The sequence below is a fragment of the Alteromonas sp. D210916BOD_24 genome (assembly GCF_047159385.1).
Classification (GTDB): Bacteria; Pseudomonadota; Gammaproteobacteria; order Enterobacterales; family Alteromonadaceae; genus Alteromonas.
Genome location: NZ_AP038333.1, coordinates 1,785,955 through 1,810,736 on the forward strand (window position 1 = coordinate 1,785,955; position 24,782 = coordinate 1,810,736).

The 24,782-nt window shown below is 41.6% G+C and carries 16 protein-coding genes; 14 read left to right on the forward strand and 2 right to left on the reverse strand.

Annotated elements, in window-relative coordinates; genetic code table 11:
• The first annotated feature begins 107 nt into the window (after positions 1–107).
• From ACMCM8_RS07680 to rmf, 7 genes are all read left to right on the forward strand, one after another.
• The gene (locus ACMCM8_RS07680; RefSeq protein ID WP_412727074.1) at positions 108–4,946 is read left to right on the forward strand and encodes an NAD-glutamate dehydrogenase; all 4,839 of its coding nucleotides are present in this window, start codon (positions 108–110) and stop codon (positions 4,944–4,946) included.
• Positions 4,947–5,015: 69 nt separating this feature from the next.
• Entirely contained in the window at positions 5,016–6,023 is a 1,008-nt protein-coding gene (gene pyrD / locus ACMCM8_RS07685; protein WP_412727076.1) for a quinone-dependent dihydroorotate dehydrogenase, read from the forward strand.
• 70 nt (positions 6,024–6,093) lie between these two features.
• Positions 6,094–8,190 (forward strand): bifunctional 23S rRNA (guanine(2069)-N(7))-methyltransferase RlmK/23S rRNA (guanine(2445)-N(2))-methyltransferase RlmL, encoded by a 2,097-nt coding sequence (gene rlmKL, locus ACMCM8_RS07690; protein ID WP_412727078.1) that lies wholly within the window; start codon positions 6,094–6,096, stop codon positions 8,188–8,190.
• Positions 8,187–8,420: a glutaredoxin family protein gene (locus ACMCM8_RS07695; RefSeq protein ID WP_412727080.1), complete on the forward strand. Its 234-nt coding sequence runs from the start codon at positions 8,187–8,189 to the stop codon at positions 8,418–8,420. Before rlmKL ends, ACMCM8_RS07695 begins: the two co-directional genes overlap by 4 nt.
• Positions 8,417–10,357: an ATP-binding cassette ATPase Uup gene (gene uup, locus ACMCM8_RS07700; protein WP_412727082.1), complete on the forward strand. Its 1,941-nt coding sequence runs from the start codon at positions 8,417–8,419 to the stop codon at positions 10,355–10,357. The genes ACMCM8_RS07695 and uup overlap by 4 nt, the downstream gene beginning before the upstream one ends.
• Before the next feature lie 12 nt (positions 10,358–10,369).
• Positions 10,370–12,127 (forward strand): DUF3466 family protein, encoded by a 1,758-nt coding sequence (locus ACMCM8_RS07705; protein WP_412727084.1) that lies wholly within the window; start codon positions 10,370–10,372, stop codon positions 12,125–12,127.
• Positions 12,128–12,427: 300 nt separating this feature from the next.
• Complete coding sequence (gene rmf / locus ACMCM8_RS07710) at positions 12,428–12,604, forward strand: ribosome modulation factor (RefSeq protein WP_159624501.1); 177 nt, start codon at positions 12,428–12,430, stop codon at positions 12,602–12,604.
• Positions 12,605–12,682: 78 nt separating this feature from the next.
• On the opposite strand, the gene fabA is transcribed toward rmf, so the two are convergent.
• Positions 12,683–13,201 (reverse strand): 3-hydroxyacyl-[acyl-carrier-protein] dehydratase FabA, encoded by a 519-nt coding sequence (fabA, locus tag ACMCM8_RS07715; RefSeq protein WP_412727086.1) that lies wholly within the window; start codon positions 13,199–13,201, stop codon positions 12,683–12,685.
• Between the two features lie 404 nt (positions 13,202–13,605).
• Between fabA and ACMCM8_RS07720 the strand changes: the two genes are divergently transcribed.
• The 6 genes from ACMCM8_RS07720 to ACMCM8_RS07745 all read left to right on the forward strand — a co-directional run bounded on the left by ACMCM8_RS07720 (position 13,606) and on the right by ACMCM8_RS07745 (position 22,085).
• Positions 13,606–13,887, forward strand: a complete 282-nt coding sequence (locus ACMCM8_RS07720; protein ID WP_412727088.1) for a hypothetical protein — start codon at positions 13,606–13,608, stop codon at positions 13,885–13,887.
• Between the two features lie 472 nt (positions 13,888–14,359).
• Positions 14,360–15,784: a cryptochrome/photolyase family protein gene (locus ACMCM8_RS07725; protein WP_412727090.1), complete on the forward strand. Its 1,425-nt coding sequence runs from the start codon at positions 14,360–14,362 to the stop codon at positions 15,782–15,784.
• Positions 15,785–15,933: 149 nt separating this feature from the next.
• Complete coding sequence (locus ACMCM8_RS07730) at positions 15,934–18,243, forward strand: PAS domain S-box protein (protein WP_412727092.1); 2,310 nt, start codon at positions 15,934–15,936, stop codon at positions 18,241–18,243.
• A 351-nt stretch (positions 18,244–18,594) separates the two neighbouring features.
• Positions 18,595–19,575 carry a DUF1852 domain-containing protein gene (locus ACMCM8_RS07735; protein WP_412727094.1) on the forward strand — a complete coding sequence of 327 codons (981 nt, stop codon included), beginning with the start codon at positions 18,595–18,597 and terminating at the stop codon, positions 19,573–19,575.
• A gap of 22 nt (positions 19,576–19,597) precedes the next feature.
• A complete protein-coding gene (locus ACMCM8_RS07740) occupies positions 19,598–20,635 on the forward strand; it encodes a methionine synthase (RefSeq protein ID WP_412727096.1) in 1,038 nt (345 codons plus the stop codon).
• Positions 20,636–20,807: 172 nt separating this feature from the next.
• Positions 20,808–22,085, forward strand: coding sequence for a DUF2254 domain-containing protein (locus ACMCM8_RS07745; protein ID WP_412727098.1), 1,278 nt, complete (start codon positions 20,808–20,810; stop codon positions 22,083–22,085).
• Between the two features lie 102 nt (positions 22,086–22,187).
• Here ACMCM8_RS07745 and ACMCM8_RS07750 read toward each other — a convergent pair whose 3' ends face one another.
• On the reverse strand, positions 22,188–22,784 hold the full coding sequence (locus ACMCM8_RS07750) for an exopolysaccharide biosynthesis protein (protein WP_412727100.1): 597 nt from the start codon (positions 22,782–22,784) through the stop codon (positions 22,188–22,190).
• A 455-nt stretch (positions 22,785–23,239) separates the two neighbouring features.
• Here ACMCM8_RS07750 and ACMCM8_RS07755 point away from each other — a divergent pair, with 455 nt between their 5' ends.
• Positions 23,240–24,262 carry a carbohydrate porin gene (locus tag ACMCM8_RS07755; protein WP_412727102.1) on the forward strand — a complete coding sequence of 341 codons (1,023 nt, stop codon included), beginning with the start codon at positions 23,240–23,242 and terminating at the stop codon, positions 24,260–24,262.
• Positions 24,263–24,782: the final 520 nt, after the last annotated feature.

Here is a 24,782-nt window from a genome sequence, read left to right on the forward strand (position 1 = left end):
GGTTAAAAATGGGCTTTCATTAGCGCCATTTATTAGGGAAAATAGTTAGGTACTCGGCACTTATACCAAAGCGTATTGGTATTACGACATTCAAATAAGGTTAACAAATGACAGTCACCTCACAGCGACACTCAGTACTGCTAGATAATGTATTTGCATTAATCGAAAAGAAAGTAGATACAAAGCAGAAGTCTCTTGTGCAGCAATTCGGACGTCTGTTGTATAAAAATATATCCAGCGATGATTTAGAAAATCGCAACGACAGCGACCTTTATGGTGCAACACTTAGTTTATGGAACGGCTTAGCCAAATTCGACAATAGCGCACCATACATACGTGTATTTAATCCAGAAATAGCTAAACACGGTTGGCACTCTAGCCACACCATCGTTGAAATTATTGTGTCTGATATGCCATTTTTGGTCGACTCAGTACGCATGTTACTCAACAGGCTGAATATTACTGCACACTTGTTCCTTCATAGTCCTATAGGCATCAAGCGCGATAACACCAATAAAGTCGAAGCGTTTGTAGAGCCTGGTAAAACTATTGACGGTGCAAGAAAAGAAACCGTTATTTTTATTGAAGTTGACAGACAAACATCGAAAAAAGATATCGATGCATTGACCAAAGAATTGTACTCAGTAGTTGACGAAGTGTCATTAGCAGTACAAGACTGGCAGGACATGACCAACACGTTACAAAACGTAATAAAAAACAGTGCTAAATTTAATTGGCCAGTCTCTGACCAGACCAAAGAACAAACTAATGCCTATTTAGAGTGGATGGGTGACCATAACTTCACCATGATGGGCTATCGTTATTACGACGTTAAAGCGATTGAGGGCGACCATCGCTGGATCCCACAAAACGACACCAGTTTAGGTTTATTGAAAAACTCTGTGAATGATCGCGAACGCTTGCTGTCACCTTTACCAGCATCAGCCCGCGCAGAAGCGTTAAGTAAGAACCCCTTAATCTTAACCAAAACCAATTCACGTGCACGGGTTCACCGTCCAGCCTATATGGATTATGTGGGTATTAAGGTATATAACAAAGACGGTCAGGTAATTGGCGAACACCGGTTCTTAGGGCTGTATTCGGCGTCTTTTTATAACCACAGTGTTACTCAACTACCAATTTTACGAGAAAAAATTAAGCGCATTTGTGAATTGTCTGGTTTTGAACAGGGAACACACGCTTATAAAGCCTTTGCCAATATCATCGAAACTTATCCTCGCGATGAATTATTGCAGACACCTGCAGAAGAACTAGCCCAAATTGTGATGGGCATTTTTCAGATGCAGGAGCGGGGGATTTCCCGCCTGTTTATCAGAAAAGATATTTTTGGACGCTTCTTTTCGTGTATGGTCTTTGTACCAAGAGAGCGCTACAACACCCAGTTAAGAAAAGAAACCCAGGCGTTATTAAAAGCTTCGCTAGGTGCTACTGAAGAAGTGGAGTTTACCACTTTCTTCTCTGAATCTGTGTATGCTCGCACGCATTACATTGCCCGAGTCAACGACAACAACGCGGAATTTGACGTGAAGGAAATAGAAAAGAATATTATCGAGTTGACGAAAACATGGAATGACAGACTAGCTTCTGCCATTTCTGCAGCTCACGGTGAAGCCTCAGGCAAAGCGCTAGAACGCAAATACAATAACGCGTTTTCTCGTAGCTATATGGAGCACAACCTACCGTCAGCAGCGCTGGTCGATATCGGCAAGCTTGAAATGCTAGATAACAACCACACTCTAGATATGCTGTTTTATCGCCCTCAGGAAGAGGATGCAGACAGCCAGGTGGTTAAGTTGAAGCTGTTCCACCGCGCCGAGCCTATTCATCTATCAGATGTACTGCCTATGTTGGAAAACTTTGGGTTACGCGTAATTGATGAAAGCCCATATAAAGTTACATGTTCCGAAGGCGAGCGCAATTGGGTAATGGATTTCACCATGTTGCACAAAAGTGGTCAGCACTTTGACATGGAGAAGGCACAAATACTGTTCCAGGATGCTTTTTCGAAAGTGTGGTACAACACCCTTGAAGACGATGCCTTCAACCGCCTGATACTCGGTGCGAATATGACAGGTCGCAGGGTTACCATTTTACGCGCCTATGCTAAGTACATGCGTCAAACGGGCAGTTCGTTTAGCCGTGATTATATTGCCAATACGTTGTCAAATTATCCTGATATTGCTCGTTTACTGGTTGAGTTCTTCGAACAGCGCTTAAATCCGAAAAAGAAACGCAGTGCTAAAAAAGAGGAAGCAACACTAGAGACAATTAAAGCACAACTCGACAATGTAAGTAATTTGGATGATGACCGTATTATTCGTCGTTATTTGGATATGATGTCGGCGACACTGCGTACTAATTTCTATCAAACCGATGAAGCAGGTAACGAGAAGTCTTATGTATCGTTTAAAATGATGCCTGAGCTTATCCCTGACATGCCATTACCATTGCCTAAATTCGAAATTTTCGTATATAGCCCAAGGGTAGAAGGTGTGCACCTGCGCGGCGGTAAAGTCGCTCGTGGTGGTCTTCGCTGGTCTGACAGACAAGAAGATTTCCGTACTGAGGTACTCGGTCTTGTAAAAGCACAACAAGTTAAAAATACCGTTATTGTGCCAGTTGGCGCGAAAGGCGGCTTTGTCTGTAAGAATTTACCTGTCGGTCAGGGTAGAGAGGCCATCCAAGCGGAAGGTCAAGCTTGTTACCGCACGTTTATTACCAGTTTACTTGATATTACCGACAACATTGTCAACGGCGAGATTGTGCCACCGAAAGATGTAGTTAGACTTGATGACGACGATCCTTATTTGGTAGTGGCCGCAGACAAAGGCACGGCGACATTCTCTGATATTGCCAATGGCATTGCTGAAGAATTCGGTTTCTGGCTGGGTGACGCGTTTGCATCAGGTGGTAGTATTGGTTACGACCATAAGAAAATGGGTATCACAGCACGTGGTGGCTGGGAATCTGTAAAACGTCATTTCCGTGAAATTGGCATTGACTGTCAAACCACTGATTTCACCTGTGCTGGTGTGGGTGACATGGCAGGCGATGTATTCGGTAATGGTATGTTGCTCTCTGAGCACACTCGCCTTATCGCAGCATTTAACCATCTACATATTTTCTTTGACCCCGATCCAGATGCCGCTGCAAGTTATAAAGAGCGCAAACGCTTATTTGAAAACCCAAGCTTAAGTTGGGAAGACTATGACAGCCAGTTAATTTCAAAAGGTGGTGGTATCTTCAATCGTTCAGCTAAGTCCATCAAGCTGACACCTGAAATGAAAAAATGGTTAGGTACCCGTCAATTGACAATGACACCGAACGAACTTATTCACAATATTCTTAAGATGCCTGTGGATCTGTTGTGGAATGGTGGTATCGGTACATACATTAAGAGTAAAAAAGAATCACATTCAGACGTAGGCGATCGCGCTAACGACGATTTACGGGTCAATGGTCGCGATGTACAAGCCAAAATTGTGGGTGAAGGCGGTAACTTAGGTTTAACCCAGCTAGGCCGTATCGAGTACGCAGCTAACGGCGGTCGGGTTAACACTGACTTTATTGACAATGTGGGCGGCGTAGATTGCTCAGACAATGAAGTAAACATCAAAATTTTACTTAATAGCTTAGTCAACGATGGTGAGCTCACGCTCAAACAACGTAATAAGTTGCTTTATGATATGACCGATGATGTATCGCGTATTGTCATTAAAGATTGCTACCGTCAGACTCAATCCATTTCGATTACAGAGCTTGCTGGTGTTAAACAGCTGAAAGAGCAATTGCGCTTTATTCATGGTTTGGAAAGGGAAGGTCAACTAAACCGTGAGCTGGAATTTATTCCAAGCGATGATGAAATATCCGATCGCGTAGCTACAGATCAAGGTCTAACTCGCCCTGAGTTAAGCGTACTCATTGCCTATGGCAAGATGGTGCTTAAAGATGCATTGAACATCCCAGAGATTACTGATAACCCATACCACGGCAAACTGCTTGTTGAAGCGTTCCCTGAGGTACTGCGCAAGAAATTTAGTGGCCATATGCAACAGCATCCACTTCGCAGTGAAATTATCGCCACCAAATTAACCAATAATATGGTTAATGACATGGGCTTGAATTTTGTCTTTAGGATGCAAGAAGAAACGGGCGCTAGCGTCAATGAAATTGCTGATGCCTATGCCATTGTTCATGGTATTTTCAATATGAAAACGCTGTGGGAGCGCATTGAGCAACTAGACAACATTATTCCAGCGAAGTTGCAGCTTAAAATGCTTGATGAAGCGCGCCGTATCATGCGCCGTGCTTCTCGTTGGTATATACGCCATGGCAATAAAGCCCAAACCATCGAGGAAGCCATTGCTAGTTACCGCGGCACGTTTGATACCTTGTTTAAAAACCTACAACATTATTTGGTTGAATCAGAGTATGCACAGCTTGAAGCGGCAACTCAAAAATACGTAGATCAAGGTGTTCCACAAGATATCGCGTATCAAGTGGCCAGCTTCTCTAACATGTTCTCAAGTTTTGATTTAGCACAAATTGTTGAAGCAGATAAGCACGACACCGATGTAGTTGCGAAACTCTATTATCAGTTGGGCTCAAGGCTTGAACTGCACTGGTTCTTAGATCAAATTAACAATCAGGCAGTAAGCAACCATTGGCAGGCATTGGCTCGTGCATCCTACCGTGAAGAACTGGACTGGCAGCAGCGTTCAATTACTGCGAATCTGTTGTCATCTAGAAAAGATGCCAGTGATGCGGATCAAATTCTTGATGATTGGATCCAAAGCAATCAGTTGTTATTGAAACGCTGGTATCACATGATGTCTGAGTTTAAGACCAGTACAACACACGAATTTGCGAAATTTTCTGTCGCTTTACGTGAATTGATGCTTTTAAGCGTGAAGTCTAACCATTAGAATACACGCACCTTAATGATTTAAGCCCTGTTTATCAGGGCTTTTTTTTAGCGAGCGTTTGAAACTACCATGCAATCTTTAGTGCAGAAAATCTTACTTCAGTGCGAACCTGAAAAAAGTCACGATTTTACCATTAACTGGTTAAATAAGACCCAACACTCACCGCTGAAATGGATGTACAGCACACCTACCATCAAAAAACCCGTCACCGTGGCCGGCATAACCTTCGACAATCCAGTTGGTTTAGCGGCAGGTTTAGATAAAAATGGGGATTGTATTGATGCCTTTGCCAATATGGGATTTGGTTTTATTGAGATAGGGACAGTGACGCCGCGCCCACAACCGGGAAATCCTAAACCTCGCTTGTTTAGAATACCTGAAAAACAAGCCATCATTAATCGCATGGGGTTCAATAACAAAGGCGTTGATCATCTGGTAGAGCAAGTTAAAAAAGCGCAGTTTACAGGTCCTATTGGTATCAATATTGGCAAAAATAAGGATACCGAAGAAGCTAACGCGTTAGACGACTACCTGATTTGCTTAAATAAGGTCTATCCTTATGCGAGCTATGTGACAATCAATATCTCTTCGCCCAATACGCCTGGTCTACGTAATCTGCAATACGGTGAAGCGTTAGACAAATTGCTTCATGGTTTAAAAGCAGCGCAGGAAACGCTGACACAAACTCACGGAAAATATGTCCCACTTTTTATCAAGATCGCGCCCGATTTGAGCGATGAAGAAATACAAAGTATCGCGCAGTCGCTGATAAGTAGCAAAATGGACGGTGTTATTGCCACTAACACGACGTTATCCAGAGATTCGGTAAAGGGCTTACCCCATGCTGATGAAGCAGGCGGGTTAAGTGGTGCAGTAATGACAGATATGAGCTTATCGGTTACACGCAAGCTAAGCCGGGCGTTAGACAGAGCTATCCCAATTATCGGCGTTGGCGGAATCGATTCACCCGAAGCGGCTCAAGCGCGCCTAGACGCAGGGGCCTCATTAGTGCAAGTATACTCAGCGTTTATCTATCAGGGCCCATCGCTCGTTAAACGCATCGTAAAAGCGTTATAATACACTCGATACAAATCTCTCATGTGCATGTTCAAAAAACAGAACATGCACAGCAATTACAGGTACATGAATGAATACAATTCTGGTAACAACCAGCCGCGGACTCGATGAACTCCTTAAACAAGAAGTACTCACACTGTGTCCCGAAGCCCAGATAAAGCAAAGCCCGGGTTCAATACAGTTTGAAGGGAGTAAAGAAGACGCTTATAAATTGTGTTTGTGGTCGCGCCTGGCTAACCGCGTTATCTGGGTGTTAGCACAAGGCAAGGCTAATGATGCCGAAGCACTCTATCAAAGCGCCATGCAGGTCGACTGGCAAATGCAGATGGACCCTCGACACACGTTAGCCGTGCAGTTTGTCGGCACTAATTTTGCCATCAAAAACACGCAGTTTGGTGCGGTCAAAATAAAAGATGCCATTGTCGACTCATTTGTAGAACAAGGCCTTGCCAGACCATCCGTTGAGCGCAAAAACCCCGACATTGCCGTCTATGCCCGTTTGCACCGCGATAGTGTGATCATTGGTATTGATTTAGCCGGCGCTAGCTTGCATCAACGCGCCTATCGTCAGCAAACCGGTGAGGCACCGCTTAAAGAACATATTGCGTGTGCCATGCTCATGCGCAGTGGTTGGACACAAAACACCGATGCGCCGCTTGTTGATTTAATGTGTGGTTCAGGCACTATCGCCATCGAGGCGGCCTATATTGCACGTAATATTGCGCCAGGAATAAAGCGAGAACATTGGGGCTTTACCAAGTGGCTGGGACATGAACCTGCGGTGTGGGAGGCATTATTAGACAATGCCATTGCGGTACAAAAGCCATCCTGTGGTGGCATTTATGCCGGTGACTTCAGCCGTAAAATGGTGGCTATCGCCAAAGCAAACGCAGATTATGCAGGCGTATTTAACGATATTTCGTTTAGTCAGCAAGATGCGACTAAAGCATCTCCCCCTGTCGCGAATGCAGGGTATGTGGTATCGAACCCGCCTTATGGTGAACGTTTGGGTGAGCTTACGTCACTTATTCCTTTATTCAGTGAATGGGGTAAACGCTTCAAAGAAGCATGGAAGGGCTGGCACGTATCGCTATTAAGCAGTAATCGCGATTTATTGCGCGTACTGAAACTTCGGGCGACTAAAGACTATGCCATGAACAATGGTAAGCTTGAATGCCGGCTGGCCAATTACCTGTTAGATGAACAGAATACGGTTCAATTTAGCGAAGATGCCAGTAATCATGAATTTGCCAACCGTTTAAAGAAAAATCTCAAGCGCATGAAAGGTTGGATAAAAAACGCGAACACCAATTGTTATCGCATTTACGATGCAGATCTTCCTGATTATAACGTTGCGGTTGACCGTTACGGTGACTGGCTAGTGGTTCAAGAATATGCGCCGCCTAAAACCGTGTCAGAAGACAAAGCGCGAAAACGCCTTCAGGAAGTCCTATTACATTTGCCTGCAGTCACAGGTGTATCGCCAAAGCAGATTGCACTTAAGGTGCGAAGTCAGCAAAAAGGGACCAAACAATACGAGAAAATCAATCAAGCAGGGGAAATGATGGAGGTGTTCGAAAATGGGGCACGCTTCTTAGTTAATCTAACCGATTACCTCGATACCGGCTTGTTTTTAGATCACCGTAATACGCGTCAAAAAATCATGCAGATGGCCAAAGACAAAGATGTACTGAATTTATTTTCCTACACCGGTAGCGTGTCAGTGTTTGCAGCAAAAGGTGGGGCGAAATCAGTTACAACCGTTGATATGTCAAATACGTATCTAGAGTGGGCAAAGAAGAATGTTGCATTAAACAAACTCAGCGGCCCGCATGCTTTTGTACAGGCAGATTGCACCACGTGGCTGGCCGATCACAAAGGCAAGTACGATTTAATATTCATTGATCCACCTTCGTTTTCAAATTCTAAACGAATGCAAAACACTTGGGACGTCCAACGGGATCATGTGAAAATGCTCTCAGACGCAACCAAGTGCCTGAAAGAGAAGGGGGTTATCGTCTTTTCAAATAATAAACGTGGGTTCAAACTTGATGAAACCGCGTTGCAATCTCTCGGATTGTCTATTGAAAATATCACCAAAGAAACCATTCCAGAAGACTTTGCCCGCAAAGGTAATATTCATCAATGCTGGATTTTTCGCTCATGAAAATTTGGTTCTACACTGGCCCACAGTGCAGTTTATGTGATTTAGCTGATATTGAGTTGCAGCAAACATCGCAATATGACGCGTTGAATATTGAAAAGGTCAATATCAGAACAAGTACTGATTTATATCATCTATACGGTGCTCGTATTCCGGTTTTAATGCGCGACGACAACAATAATGAAATTGGCTGGCCATTCACCACGGCTGATCTTGAGGAGTTTCTTCAGTGAGTATTTTGCAGTTAAAGAACATCACTGTTATCTACGGAAATCCACCGCTGTTAGATGGCGTTGAACTGGTTGTGCAACCAAAAGAAAGAGTTTGCTTGGTAGGCCGAAATGGAAGCGGAAAGTCTACCTTAATGAAAGTAATTGCCGGTGATATTATTGCCGATGACGGTCAACGAATTATCGAGAACAACACGGTAATCGCACGGTTAGAGCAAGATCCGCCGCAAACCACTGATGTCAGTTTATTTGACTATGTTGCTGAAGGTTTGTCAGATGTTGGCGACACGCTTAAAGAGTATTTTCACCAGACCAAACTGGTTGGTGAAGATCCCAGTGAAGCCAATTTAAACAAACTTCAGCGATTACAGGAAATGCTAGAAGCCCGTGACGCATGGCAGTTTGAGCAACAAATCGAACAAACCCTTACCATGTTAAAGCTCGATCCTGAGATTTCGCTTTCCACCTTATCAGGTGGATGGCGACGCAAAGCCGCGCTTGCTAGAGCATTGGTGCGTTCTCCAGATTTGTTACTGCTTGACGAACCTACTAACCACCTGGATATTGAAATGATCCGCTGGTTGGAAAGTAGTTTGAGTAACTATAAAGGTGCCATTGTATTTGTAAGCCACGACCGAGCCTTTATACGCGCCATGGCCACCCGCATTGTTGATTTAGATCGCGGTACGGTTACCAGCTATCCTGGTAACTATGAAACCTACCTCGAGAAAAAGCAGCAAGACCTCGAAGTAGAAGCTTCACAAAATGCTGAATTTGATAAAAAGCTTGCCCAAGAAGAAGTGTGGATCCGCCAAGGAATAAAAGCGCGCCGCACACGCAACGAAGGGCGAGTAAGGGCACTGAAAAAACTACGTGAAGAACGCAAAGCAAGACGCGCAGTGCAGGGCAGTGCAGTGGTTAATCAGCATCAGGCCGCTCGCTCAGGGAAAATGGTATTTGAAGTTAAGGATTTAAGTTATTCAATAGAAGGGAAACCTATTGTTGAAGGGCTTAACCTTAATGTATTACGGGGCGATAAATTGGCCCTTATTGGCCCTAACGGTAGTGGTAAAAGTACCCTTATTAAATTGTTGCTAGGGGAATTGCAGCCCGATAAAGGTAGCTGTAAACAAGGCACTAATTTAGAAGTGGCGTACTTCGACCAACACCGCCACGGTTTAGACCTTGAAAAAACAGTGATTGACGCAGTAGGTGATGGCAAACGCGACCTTATGGTTAATGGTCACCCGCGCCACGTAATAAGCTACTTACAAGATTACCTATTTACGCCTGAGCGAGTAAATGCGCCGGTCAAATCGTTGTCAGGTGGTGAAAAAAATCGCCTCATGCTCGCTAAACTCATGTTAAAACCGAGCAATGTGTTAGTACTGGATGAACCAACCAACGACCTTGATGTTGAAACATTAGAAATGCTTGAGACCCTGTTAAACGAATACACTGGCACCGTGCTTTTAGTCAGCCACGATAGGGAATTCGTTGATAATGTAGCCAATAGTAGTGTCGTATTTGAAGGCAATGGCCGTTTAAGGGAGTTTATTGGGGGTTTCACAGACGTTGAAAACTGGTATAAAGAGCAACAGGAGAAACGTCAGCAAATTGAAAAAGAAGAAAAAGCCAAGGTAAAGAATGAAACTAATTCCGCCTCTGGCAGTCCTAGTGCTAAGTCTTCTCCCCGCAAGACGAAAAAGCTATCATATAAAGATCAAAGAGAGCTCGAATCACTACCACAAGAGTTAGAAACTCTTGAAGCAGAGCTTGAATCCATGCAAGAAAAAGTCAATGACCCTGACTTTTTTAAGCAAGACAATGACACGACTGCCAAGGCCCTAAGTGAATTGGCAGAGAAAGAAGAATTACTTTCCCAGAAGTATGCGCGCTGGGATGAACTAGAAAGTATGCTGGAAGATAATCAGCAGTAAATAGGATTTTAAATGAAACGAACTCAGCTTGCCGCCGCCGTTCTGTTGGCAACAGGAAGTGTTTCGGCATTCGCCGCGACCTATTCAGTGACGCCTCTTCCTTTACAGGATACCGCTAAAAATAATTTCGCCCGTTCCATCGATAATTCAGGGAAGATGCTGTCAGTGGTGCAAGGCGAGTTCAACCCGCCGATTGATGCGCAGCAGCTAGAAGAAGACACTTTGTTTTTTTCACAATATGGCAGTGCGTTAGAAAATGAAGACGACGCCAAGCAAGGGGTTTTCACCGACGCCGACTACACCCTTATCGTTAATTTTTTATTGACAAATACTGGGTTGATACAAGGTCAAAAATTAGCGGAATACCGTACTTATCTTACTGACACACAGGACATTGACCTGGTACCGGGCTTAGATCAGATTACTGACAAATTCGACGATTACACGTTCTCTGTAGAGAGCAATGGACGAGACAGTCTCAATGGTAATTTCATTGTTGGTGATTCAAGTGGACTGGTAGTTCTTGATCAATATGAGAACGAAGACGGTGACACTATTAATTACACCTATGCTGAATCGAATCAACAAGCTTTCGTTCAAGCATCAGGCGTAAGCAAAAAATTACCACCAGTGGATGATACGGCGGGCGGTTTTGCTTCTGCACGCGCCATTAACCAAAGCTTACAAGTTGCTGGTTTCAGTACTGTGAGCTTCAGAGATGAAATTGGTGATGCCATAGAAGACTGTGCTGACGAAGAAAACCGTGGTGATACTTCTGAGGGCCGTTGTCTATCTAATATATATTCGGGTTCCTATGAGATGCCGCGAATATCCAGTTATTTCATTAACACTTCAGCTAACTTTATGCCTAGCTTCGTACTGTTTTCTGAAGTGAACGCCACTATTTGGCAAATAGACGTCAATGGTGATGTAATCAGTACACAGACTTACCCATTATTATTTGAACCTGATGAGGATGATGGCCGTCATTATTACACCTATGCTTATGACATTAATGATCAGGGTATAGCGGTAGGCGAAGCACTAACAGGTGAAAGGATTAGAATTACCCGTCCTAATTCATCGGGTTTAACGGAAAGCGAGCGAGTAGCAACTGTTTTCAGAGACGGGGAAACTATCGAACTGCTCACACGAGATGAAAACATAGTTAGCCAAGCCATTGCCATTAATAACAATAATTGGGTAACCGGTGCAGTGCTTCGCGCATCAAGTGGTATTGCACGTTCAAGATTGTTTGCCTATAACCTCGATACACAAGAACAACTCTATCCACAAGGTTTCTTTTCCAGTGCGGGCGTTACAGCGAACGCTATTAATAATAACAACATAATCGTAGGTAAAACTGACGCCGAAGCCAGTAGTGATAGTCAGCGTCAAACAGCTGCGTTCATGTACAACATCGACACTGAAGAATTTACAAACCTGAACGATTTAGTGGCTTGTGATAATGACTACGAACTTGTTGAAGCGATCGATATCAACGATGACAATGAGATAATAGCAAACGCGCGAGTCAAGCAACCGTATCGTTATGTAACTGGTGTTGAGGTCATCAACAATACTGGAGAAACTGAACTAGTTGACACAATTGTGGCAGTTAAATTATCCCCCATTGCGAATGGCTCAATTGAACAGTGTGAGATATCAGAAGATGAAAAACCCTATGAACGTCAGGGTGCCACAACAGGGTTATTTACAGCGCTAAGTCTATTTTTAGCGGTCTTCCTGCGAAGACGTATAAAGGCTTAAGCACCCTCTTATTAGGTGACTTCCCCCATTTAAAGGCCACTTTTCTTGTGGTCTTTTTTATGCCTAGAGATTGTAAAAAATAGAATTAATATGCAAAAAAAGTGTAATAAATATTTCATTGAAACTTCATTAATTTAAGGTTTGTCAAGCCCTTTAATTGTTTATTTGTCTTGAACCAAATGGTCAATTGAACTATCTAAGAAGGGTACACAATAAATTTCCGGCACTATCGACCTTATTGATGTAGAGCGCTCGTGAAAATTATTTGTTGTACATTCAACAAACAAAAGAGGCTAATCAATGAAAAGACAAAAAAGAGATAAACTGACGCGCGCCCATGCTAAAGGCTATCAAGCTGGTATCAGCGGTCGTTCAAAAGAAAATTGTCCATTTCAACAAAATGATGCACGTTCCCAGTGGTTAGGGGGATGGCGCGAGGCAGTAGAAGATAGACACTTAGGGTTAAGTGTAAAATAACACCTTCTCTTTTATGAACTGATTATGCAAAAGGAAAGCCCCTGAAAAGGGGCTTTTTTCATTTTAACCAACGAGTTATTAGAAATTAGACGTGTCTTGAAATAGGCCTACTTTAAGATCTTTTGCTGAGTAAATTTCTCGTCCATCTACTTCTACAGTGCCATCTGCCATCCCCATGAAAAGCTTTCTTTTGATTACGCGTTTCATGGTTATTTTGTAAGTGACCTTTTTAGCAGTGGGCAATATCTGGCCGGTAAACTTAACTTCACCAACACCTAATGCTCGGCCTTTACCTGGGCCACCGCTCCATCCTAAGAAAAAACCAACCAATTGCCACATTGCATCTAGTCCCAAACAGCCAGGCATGACTGGATCGCCTGGAAAGTGACAGTCGAAAAACCACAAATCTGGTGTTATATCTAATTCGGCAACTATTTCACCTTTGCCGTGTTCGCCACCATCTTCGGTAATTGAAACAATCCTATCCATCATTAACATGTTAGGGGCAGGAAGCTGACTGTTACCAGGGCCAAACATCTCGCCTCGACTACATGCAAGCAAATCTTCTCTATTAAAGCTATTTTTCTTCTCTGACATTACCAACTCGTTGTACTATTAAAATTCTCGCTGCTAATTTAGCGAACAGTTGTAAGCCAAACAACTCTGAACAGTCATTTTTCTGAATAAAATCGCATGTTAAACCACATACGGCAACCGTTACAGTACAATTTTTCAGCAAAGTGAACACCTTTTAAGCGAGGTACACATATGAACGTCCGCAATCAACCAAAAAAATTTAATAGATAGCGTATAGCGAAGTGTCGTCACTGAACGATAGTAAATAAGCCAACTGCAAATCAACTAATTCGAACTTGTACCTTTTTAAACGATGCTTAATTTTTTAACCGAGAAAGTTATTTGATCCAGAATTGGAATGATTTACGCTATAACGCAAAGAACACTTGCTAAGCTATAAGCTAACTCAATTGTGTGTGATTACGATGACAGAAAATAAAAAGCGCGCTGAAAAAAGTCCGGTAGACAAGGCAAAGGCCAATGCAGACAAGCAAAAACGATTTAGAGAACGGCAGAAAGAGGCGGGTAAAAAGCTGGTTCGTGGATATGTAACACCAGAAGCGAAGGTATGCTATGACGAAATCAGAGACAAAACAGGTTGGACCGACAGTGAGGCCATGTCAAACGCCATGCGATTAATGTATGCCGCATATAAATGCGGGCAAATTAAGTTACTTAACGAGTGGCTACGTAAAAATAATCGCTAGCGCTCTATCGGTATTTTATTAACACACTATTGGGACTGTTTCATTCTTTAGAAATTGAATACCAGTGTCATGCCCGTTATAAATGCCAATTGCCTTTAACAACATCAAGCGTCGAATAAGGATAAAAGTGCACTATTTTCTGGTTCATTTTGTTGATAGATCAATCAACTAATTAACTCAGACGAATTTGCAACCTAGTAGCGTTACTGTGTTGTTATATATCACTTTTAAACCATGCGAAATAGGTTACACGTAACCATAAATCCGTTTTTTGGTACCGCCTAACGATAGCGCCGTGGCGTGTTCATACCGTTTTTATAACGCAACTACTCATCTAAAGTAATTAGCTTTTTTTTGATAAAGTGATAAGCCTGATTTTTTATTGTCATTAACGATCCCGTTACGCTATTTTTGCGTAATAGTTAAATTATGTTTTCAAATAAAAATTAGAATAACTTCGAAGGTATAAAAAGTGGCAGTTCCTGTTAGCATCGTGTGGTTTCGACAAGACTTACGCGTGAAAGATAATCTCGCCCTTAACGGTGCGTGTGATCTCGGCAAAATTATTCCCATTTATATTTATGACGATACCAATTCATCCGACAAAGCACTTGGTGAAGCTAGTCAGTGGTGGTTACACCATTCGTTAGTATCGCTCAACGAACGATTACATGGCCACCTGCAGATTTTTAAAGGTGATCCAAGACAGATTCTACCCGCGCTTATGGAGTCATGTAATGCGCAAGCCATTTTTTGGAATCGTTGCTATGAGCCTTGGCAGATAAAACGAGATAAAGAAATCAAAAAAAACTTAGTTGAACAAGGTTTTGAGGTACACAGTAGCAATGGCAGTCTACTGTGGGAGCCTATGAAAGTACTGAAAAAGGATAACACTCCTTATCGAGTCTTTACCCCTTATTACCGCAAAGGCTGTTTGAACCAGAGTGAGCCACGTTACCCTAAAGCACCACCCGCTCGCATCACATATGCTGACACAAGTATTAAAGACGATGGGCTTAAAGCGCTTCAATTGTTGCCTACCGTCAAATGGGATACAACGATGCAGGCGCAATGGCAACCTGGTGAAGAAGGCGCAGCTGACAACCTAGCTAAGTTTATCGAAGGCCCCTTAAACGACTATAAAAATGGGCGAGATATTCCTTCGCTAGAAGGGACATCGCGTTTGTCACCTTATCTGCACTTTGGTGAAATATCACCTAATCAAATTTGGTATGCCGTGAAAGGCAATGCCGATAACATGCAAGAATCAAGTGTCGATACTTTCCTAAGTGAACTGGGCTGGCGAGAGTTCAGCTATTATTTGCTTTATCACTTTCCCACCTTACCTAATAAGAATTTTAACGCTAAATTCGATAAATTCCCGTGGCGACAAGACCCTCAGTCGTTAAAAGCGTGGCAAACTGGCCAAACAGGCATTCCCATTGTCGACGCTGGTATGCGCGAACTGTGGCAAACCGGTTATATGCACAACCGTGTGCGCATGATAGTGGGGTCGTTCTTAGTTAAAAACTTATTGATTAGTTGGATTGAGGGTGAACGTTGGTTCTGGGACACCCTGCTTGATGCCGATCTCGCGAGCAATAGCGCTAGCTGGCAGTGGATAGCAGGTTCTGGTGCGGATGCAGCACCCTATTTTAGAATATTTAATCCTGTACTACAGGGTGAGAAGTTCGATAAAGATGGTCAATATGTCAGGCACTATTGCCCTGAACTTACACGTCTACCCAATAAGTATATTCACAAGCCTTGGGAAGCACCGAATACTATTGCTAACGACGCAGGCATAGAACTTGGTCGAACTTATCCTAAGCCAATTGTTGATTTGAAGGCTTCTCGTCAACGGGCGCTTGACGCGTTTCAGGAAATAAAAGAGTAAGGTATGTCCGCGCTTATACTCGTTTTGGGCGATCAGCTTATCAAGATATTGACGCATAACTTCATTCTTAAGTATGAGGCCTAAGCGCTTCACTTTCATAGATCTATACTATAGTTAACACAACCTAAGATTTCGTTGTTGATAGGGCTATGGGGTTAAAGCAGTTATATCGTGACAAAAGGCGTAGATCACAGCTCAACCTTGACTCTGCTTGGTTTGCATTAGATCAACATTCGCTTGTTTCTATAACAGATATAGACGGTACGATTGTCTATGCCAATCAAAAGTTTTGTCTTATCAGTGGTTACTCTGAAGATGAGTTGATTGGAAAAAACCACAGTATTCTTAACTCTGGCGCTCAAGATAAAGCGTACTGGAAAAACATGCACGATACCGTTCTTGCCGGCAATGTATGGCATGATGAAGTACGAAATAGGGCGAAAGATGGCACGTATTACTGGGTTGATACAACTATTGTCCCTAACGTCAATACTAGCGGTGAAGTACTTGGTTTCACTTCAATTAGAACCGATATTACAAAACAAAAACTGATCAATGAACAACTTACTGTCGCTAAAGAGCAAGCGGAAGCGGCAAAATTTGCACTGGATCAACATTCTCTTGTTTCAATAGCAAATTTGGACGGCACTATTACTTATGTTAATGCGCGATTTGAGGAAGTCAGTGGCTATTCAAAAAAAGAATTAATTGGTAGAAAGCACAACATTTTAAATTCAGGCCTACAGCCCAAAGCCTATTGGCAAAAAATGCATGGTACTGTGTTATCCGGTGAGGTTTGGCGCGATGAAGTACGTAACCGAGCGAAAAATGGGAGCTTTTACTGGGTTGAAACCACTATTGTACCTAACTATACCGAAAAAGGTGACATTAATGGATTTACATCAATTAGAACTGATATCACTGAGCAAAAGGAGCACATATTTCAAGTTGCTGTCGCAAAGCAACAAGCCGAAGCGGCAAAATTTGCATTGGATCAACACTCACTTGTTTCTATAGCAGATGCAGACGGTACTATCACCTACGTCAACGAACGATTTGAAAAGGTCAGTGGATACACAAAAGAAGAATTAATAGGTAAAAAACACAACATTTTAAATTCGGGTTTACAACCCAAAGCCTATTGGCAGAAAATGCATGGCACTGTGCTTTCAGGTAAAGTTTGGCACGACGAAGTGCGTAACAGGAACAAAGATGGCCGTTTTTATTGGGTTGATACAACCATTGTCCCCAATTTTAATACTAATGATGAAGTGGTAGGCTTTACATCAATTAGAACCGATATCACCCAACAAAAACTCAATATTGAACAGTTGAACGTTGCAAAACAAAAAGCTGAGCTAGCTAACACTGCAAAAGCCAATTTTTTGGCCAATATGAGTCACGAAATCCGAACACCAATGAATGGTGTGTATGGCAGCCTTCAGCTACTAAACAACGAGTCTCTAACTAAAAAGGCAACAAAAAATTTAAATAATGCCCTTTTATCTGTTCGTTCATTGATGACCATTGTAGATGACATTTTGGATTTTTCTAAAATAGAAGCCGGAAAACTGTCGGTAGAAAAAACTAATTTCAATCTGTCAGAATTACTGGAAAACATCATTTCAGATTTTACAGTAATTGCTGTAGAGAAAGGGATTTCTATTACAGCGAACAATGATTTAACCCATGACGAGTGGGTAGGTGACCCAATTAGAATACGACAAATTTTAATCAATATTATATCTAATTCCCTCAAGTTTACTAAAAAGGGGAGCATCACCGTTACATTAAGCCACGACGAGCATAAAGGTGATTTAATCTTCCAAATAATTGACACCGGTATCGGTATGTCTTCAGACGCCTTAAATAAATTGTTTGAGCGATTTGAGCAAGCCGACACATCGATTACGCGTAAGTATGGAGGCACTGGAATAGGAATGTCCATAACAAAGTCTCTTACACAATTAATGGGTGGAAACATCGATGTGCAAAGTGAAGTTGAGGTTGGAACACGTTTCACCGTTAGATTACCTTTGTCAAAAGCTGATATTCCGATTAGTAAACTAGAGATCGTTGAACTTGAGCCTAATGAGTATGCTAACAGCAACATACTATTAGTTGAAGATAATGAAATTAACCAACTCGTTGCTATTTCAATGCTTGAAGATACTTCAGCAAATGTGGTTGTTGCAAATAATGGTCAACATGCTCTTGAGGTTATCAATAAAGACATTGATCTTGTTCTAATGGATATACAAATGCCCATAATGGATGGTTTTGAAGCAATTAAAAAGTTGAAAAAACGTAACATTAACATCCCCGTAATCGCACTCACAGCTAATGTAATGTTAGAGGACATCAAGCGATACAAGGAGGCAGGGTTTGTCGATTGTATCGCCAAACCAATAGAAAAAAGAGAATTACTCAGCCAGTTGCAAAAATACCTGAAAAACTAACAAATCAATATACTTATAAGAATTAAACGAGAGCACGAGGTCAAACTCTCGTTGTTCTCATTCGCCCATATTAATTGGTAATTGCAGTTTAATATATATGGAAAACCATTAGAGTTTTTGCCCCTATATTTCCTACTTTAGATCGCTTTAGTATTAAGCAATATTTAAAATCCCCCTTAAAAGCATGAATAAAACTCATAATTAAATGAAAAAACACCATTTTAATTCATTTATATTCACGCGTATAACATTAATCAAACGAGCTAACTTACGTTGAATGTTTTTTCTACAAAGCATTAAGCAATGTAGAGAGAGTAAATTGTAAATTAACAATTAAACAGAATTGCCATTATGACCAATAACGACATTTCATTTAGCATTAATCGCATACGCTTTGACGAGCATTATGAACCGTCTAACCACACCCGTATAACCACCAATTTTGCAAACTTGGCAAGAGGGGAAAAACGCCAGGACAATTTACGTAATGCACTTAAAATGATGGACAATCGATTCAATACATTAGCTCACTGGGATAACCCAAATGCTGACCGCTATTCACTCGAGCTAGATATTATCTCGGTTGAAATTGATGTGGAAGGCAATGGGCAGTCTTTTCCTAATATAGAAGTGTTACAAACCACTATTGTTGATCGCGCAACCCAAAAGCGTACCGAAGGTATTGTAGGAAATAATTTTTCCTCGTATGTAAGGGACTATGACTTTAGCGTAGTACTTAACGAATATAACAAGTATCAAAATAAATTCAGTGTCCCAACCGATTTCGGTGAACTTCACGGTAACCTATTTAAGCTATTTATTAACTCAGCAGCTTATACCCAGCAATTTTCAAAAAAGCCCGTGATTTGCTTAAGCGTTTCAGATAACAAAACATATTGCCGTACCGAAAACATCCATCCTGTGCTTGGTGTGGAATATTTGCCCAATGACACCTCATTAACAGAACAATACTTTAAAAAAATGGGGTTAAATGTACGCTACTTTATGCCTCCCTACAGCGTCGCACCTTTTGCCTTCTATTTTATCGGTGATTTGCTGAATGATTACACCAATCTGGAGTTGGTCAGTACGGTGAGCACTATGGAAACGTTTCAAAAAATATATCGCCCGGAAATTTACAATGCGAATGCTGTGGCAGGGAAATGTTTTAAGCCCAACCTCAATAATCCCGATCATTCGATTACGCAAATAGAATATGACCGCAATGAACGCACACAACTGGCAATAGAGCAGGGGCGTTTTGTAGAAGAACAGTTTATTAAGCCCTATCGCTCTCAGTTAGCGCAGTGGTCAGCCACCTGCTCCCTTTAGTTACTAGGAACCATTAAACACAATGAAAGCACTATTACCGACTTCACTAGCGGGCAGCTTACCAAAACCGTCTTGGCTGGCAGAACCAGAAACACTATGGTCACGCTGGAAACTGTCTGAGAGCGCATTAGTTGAAGGCAAAAATGATGCGTTGCAATTGACCGTGCACAATCAACATCTCGCGGGAATTGATATTGTTTGCGATGGCGAACAAAGTAGGCAACATTTTGTCACCACATTTATTGAAAACTTATCTGGCGTAGACTTTGAACAGCGAAAAACGGTAAAGATTCGCAATCGCTATGACGCAAGTGTGCCGGTAGTGGTCGGCCCCGTTTCCCGTCAACGCCCGGTGTTTGTTAAAGATGCAGCGTTCTTAAGAAAGCACACTAACCGCCCCATCAAATGGGCATTACCCGGTCCAATGACCATGATAGACACGTTATACGATGACTATTACAAAGATCGCGCTACGCTAGCATGGGAGTTTGCCCGAATATTAAACCAAGAAGCGCGAGAGTTAGAAGCCGCTGGTGTAGATATTATCCAATTTGATGAACCAGCGTTCAATGTGTTCTTCGATGACGTTAATGAATGGGGCCTAGCCGCCCTCGAGCGAGCGACTGAAGGCTTAAAATGTGAAACGGCCGTGCATATTTGCTATGGGTATGGAATTAAAGCAAATACCGATTGGAAGAAAACCTTAGGTGATGAGTGGCGCCAATACGAAGCGATCTTTCCAAAATTAAAACAATCTAGTATCGACATCATTTCACTGGAATGCCACAACTCCCATGTTCCGATGGAATTAATTGAACTCATTCGCGGTAAAAAAGTGATGGTCGGTGCTATTGACGTAGCCACGCATACAATAGAATCACCAGAGGAAGTGGCGACTACATTGCGAAAAGCGCTGCAGTACGTCGATGCTGATAAGTTAATACCGTGCACAAACTGCGGTATGGCACCTCTGCCCAAATCAGTGGCATACGCAAAACTACAAGCATTGGTAAAAGGCGCGGACATCATTAGAAATGAGCTGTTAAGTCGTGAAAACTAAATAAAGTGGGCTGTAAAATAAGAGGGGCGTCCCCACCTTACACCTTAAAGCCTTGGGAACACTTTGCTGCCAAGGCTTATTTTTTATAGATTTCCTACCCGATAAAATTTAAACATTTAGCCCGTTGTCTACGTATCAACTATAACCGTAGTCCCTGATAACGAGCATACATATGGAAGCACCGATCACGGTAGATAAATTGCGTTTTCTACTGTTTAGCGTAAAAGATAAATTATGGGTAAAGCCATTAGGCTTCTGCTTACTCTCCATTTTCGCTGTGTTTGCCGCCAAAGTTGCCGATGGAACGTCATTGGCTCAACATATTCCTGAAATTAAGGAAGAGTCAGTTCAAACCTTATTGTCTATTATGGCATCAAGTATGATGGTAATAGCAACCTTTTCAGCAGGCACAATGGTAAACGCCTATGCTTCTGCTGGCCAATCGTCGACACCTCGAAGTCTAAGCCTACTTATATCTGATGATGCGTCTCAGAACGCGCTGTCAGTGTTTATTGGCGCGTTCATTTTCAGCGCCGTAGCCCTGACTGCCATCAGTCACGCATTTTTCGGGGAAGCAGGGTTATTTATATTGTTAGTCCTGACGTGCAGTGCTTTTGCTTTCGTCATTTTAACTTTTATACGTTGGGTAGACAGTGTAGCGCGACTGGGAAGAGTGGGGTCGACAATTTTAAAAGTGGAAAATGCCACTGCCAGAGCGATCAAAAATCGCATACAACACCCCTGTTTAGGCGCTATACCCAACGGTCAAACTAAGGGGCAGGGCAAGCATGAAATCCATAGTAATAAAGTGGGTTATATTCAATTAATTGACATTGCCAAACTACAACGATGGGCGGATGATAACGATGCATTCATTAATGTAGCCTTACTTCCCGGAGAATTTGTTACTCCTGAAAAACCTATCGCGTATACCAACGTGTGGTGTGAGAGTGAAAACATCTATTCAGCGTTTACTATTGGCGAAGAGCGTTCTTTTGAAGCAGACCCGAGGTTTGGATTTATTGTACTGGCAGAAATTGCCTCTCGCGCATTGTCGCCAGCAGTTAACGATCACGGCACGGCCATCAGTATTATTAGTAGTGTAACCCGACTTATTCTATTGTGGAGTAAAGCACTCAATCAGGAATGCAAAAACAGTAAAAAGCATAGGGAATATGCGTATGACAGAGTATCTTTGCCAGAGTTAAGTGTGCACGATCTATTTGATGATGCTTATACCAGCATTGCTCGCGACGGTGCCAGTAATATTGAGGTTGCCTTACATATTCAGAAATCCTTGCGTTCAATACAACATTGTTTCGATAAAACATCCCCATTTGCTAAATCAGCAGAAATTTTTGCAGAGCAATGCTTCTGTCGATGTACACAACATTTAGATTTTGAAGACGATAAAACTCGGCTGCAACAGTGCTACGAAAAACGTGAATAACTTTCCGTAAGTACATCTTGAACAACGTACGACAAGAGAATCAATATGAATGAATCACGCACATTTTCTCAAATTGCTACCGGAACGGAAATACTAACGCATTTACGATATTGAGCTTATTGTTAATTGAATAACAATAAAGCCCAACCAAAAACTTGCTATAGATGAAAACAGGCCGGCAACAATTAATAACCCATCTTTTTCCGCTATAGCGACTGAGAAAAGTATGATAGTCAGCGCTGGTAAGAGGTTAGTAAATGGAAGCGGAATGATAATTAAGCCTGCTAACACCATGATGCAACAACCCACTATGCGAATAAATACATCATTGTTAAAAACAAGAAACCTTGGACGGGTGAGTTGCTCGATAGCTTCAATTTTTTTTGCGCTTTCTTGTAATACCTTCTTTAGCACTTCAACGGAAATGCTAGTTTGATTCAGAACACGAGGTAGACTTGGAAAACGAAGTCCAAGTAACATTTGTCCACCTATCAATATCATAGCCAGTCCGGCAAAAAACGATATCCCAGGTATTAGGCTCACAATAGCTAAAAAAAACAGTATTCCACCAAACGAACGCCGCCTTAATTTATAGAGCAAGAAGCCTACTTTGACTTTATCGTCGTTCAAGTTAGCCGCTAATGTGTTAAGAAGTACAGAGGTTTTATCGTGCACTTTAAAGGGAACGTTACCAACCATATATTTTATGAATTCTCATATAAAATTAAATAAACAGCGTTAAATTTGTAGACGCGCTACGAGCGCACTATTTGATGTTTAGTATTTCTACTGACAACGAGGATGCTAACGCAAAATAGATATAACCGTTAGGGATACCAGCTTCCCCCTTTTGGCTTAAAGCTAGTCTATATAAGATTTGGCCAAACTTGTACCTTTAGTGTTGGGATATGCTCGTAACGTTACAAAAAATTGAACTCAAAACTAATTATCGAATAAATGAGTTATATGTAACAGATATAAGAATTTCGAGTATAATTAAACAAACCACTATATAAAAAGTAGGCCTGACAACTTACTTTACGCTTTGCATGTGATGAAAAGGCGCTAATCCAAATGCTGCTTGGCAGATGCCAAAATAGCATAAATGCCAGTGACTCCATGTTGTTATAGGCCAATGTAGTAGGAGCTACGTATTGATCCAGTCAAAAAGCATTAAATACGCCTTATTTATAACCAGTCTTGTATTACAAACTTCTCAGAAACTCGAAGCCAATGAATCTGTGAACCCTGCATCAGAGAATGTAACCATTTCGGGTGATTTTACCTTTGATTACGGTAATATTTCGACTCTAGACGAAGAAAACATTAATCTTTGGCTACTCAAACTATACGCTAAATATGACCTCTCGAAATTGATAGGAACAAAATCCGCTTTTTATTCGAGTTTTGCTATGCATCGTGGAGATAGAGCAAGACCTGAAGGTAACCTTCAAGGGTTTAACAATATCGATGCAGATGAGATAGCAAAAGTATATGAAGCTTTTTTTCAATTCGAGTTTTCAGAAAAGCACAGTATAAAAATTGGACGTCAAGACGCAAATGTAGATTTCGCAGCACCAAACTTTGCTGGTGAATTTTTAAACCCATCCATGGGATTTAGCCCAACTATCTTATTACCGTCTTATGGAACGCCGGTTTTAGCCGTGTCGTACCATCACAGCATCTCTGACAGCGCAAACATTAAGCTGGGGCTCTTTGAAAGTACATTAAGTAACAAAACCTTCGATGAGCAATTCATTATCGCGCAATATGAGCATATCTTTTCGTCTGGCATATACATCAAATTAGGCGGATGGTATGACACATCCATAGATTATGGGAACGGATATGCAATCGCTGAGTATCAATATAACAATGATGTTAGCATCACGCTTCAGTACGGAGAGGCAAACAGAGAAAAAGTTGGTTTGACTAACCACTTAGGTATTAGCTTGAACCGTTATAATCTATTTTATCCGAATGACGTGATAGGTATCGGCTATACAACAGTTAACGCTAAAGCGTCTAATGAGCATATTGTAGAATTTTTCTATGGATATCAATTAAGCGAACACATAAAACTAAAAGCTGATGTACAAAATATCAATTCAAAAGGTGTTTTCAATTCAACTAGTAACGTTGTGACAACTACTTTGCGCTTTCAGTTTAACTTCTAAAGTAATCTAGTCTTTTATAGCAAAATGTTCAAAGTTATATGAGTCGGGCAGGGTATATGACTCATATATAGGGCATTTGAGTTTCTTTTACTTCCTCACAATAACGCTGTCTATCCGAAAACGTCACGTCAGAAAACCAATCGATAGTGTTCATTGTGTATTTACAGCGCAATGGATTATGCCAGGCATGCTGATAGGTCAAAAGAATCGATCGTATGTTTAATAAAGAAAATAATTACTGTGTATTTAATTTATTTTACGAGCCACAACCAGATGATGAACCACCATATTATTGTATTGAATATGTCGCGAGTAAATTTAGCGACGTAGGTTGTGTTGAAGGTGAATATTATAATGGTGCCAATATAGGCTAATTTATAGATGAATTAATCGATGATTTAATCGAGTTTATTAGCCCAGACCAATTACGATCCCAAGTTTATCAAACCGTGGTAGATACCGAGTTAATGATCCTGTTTATTTACCATCAACTGTTACCGGATTTAATTCCGGATTATGA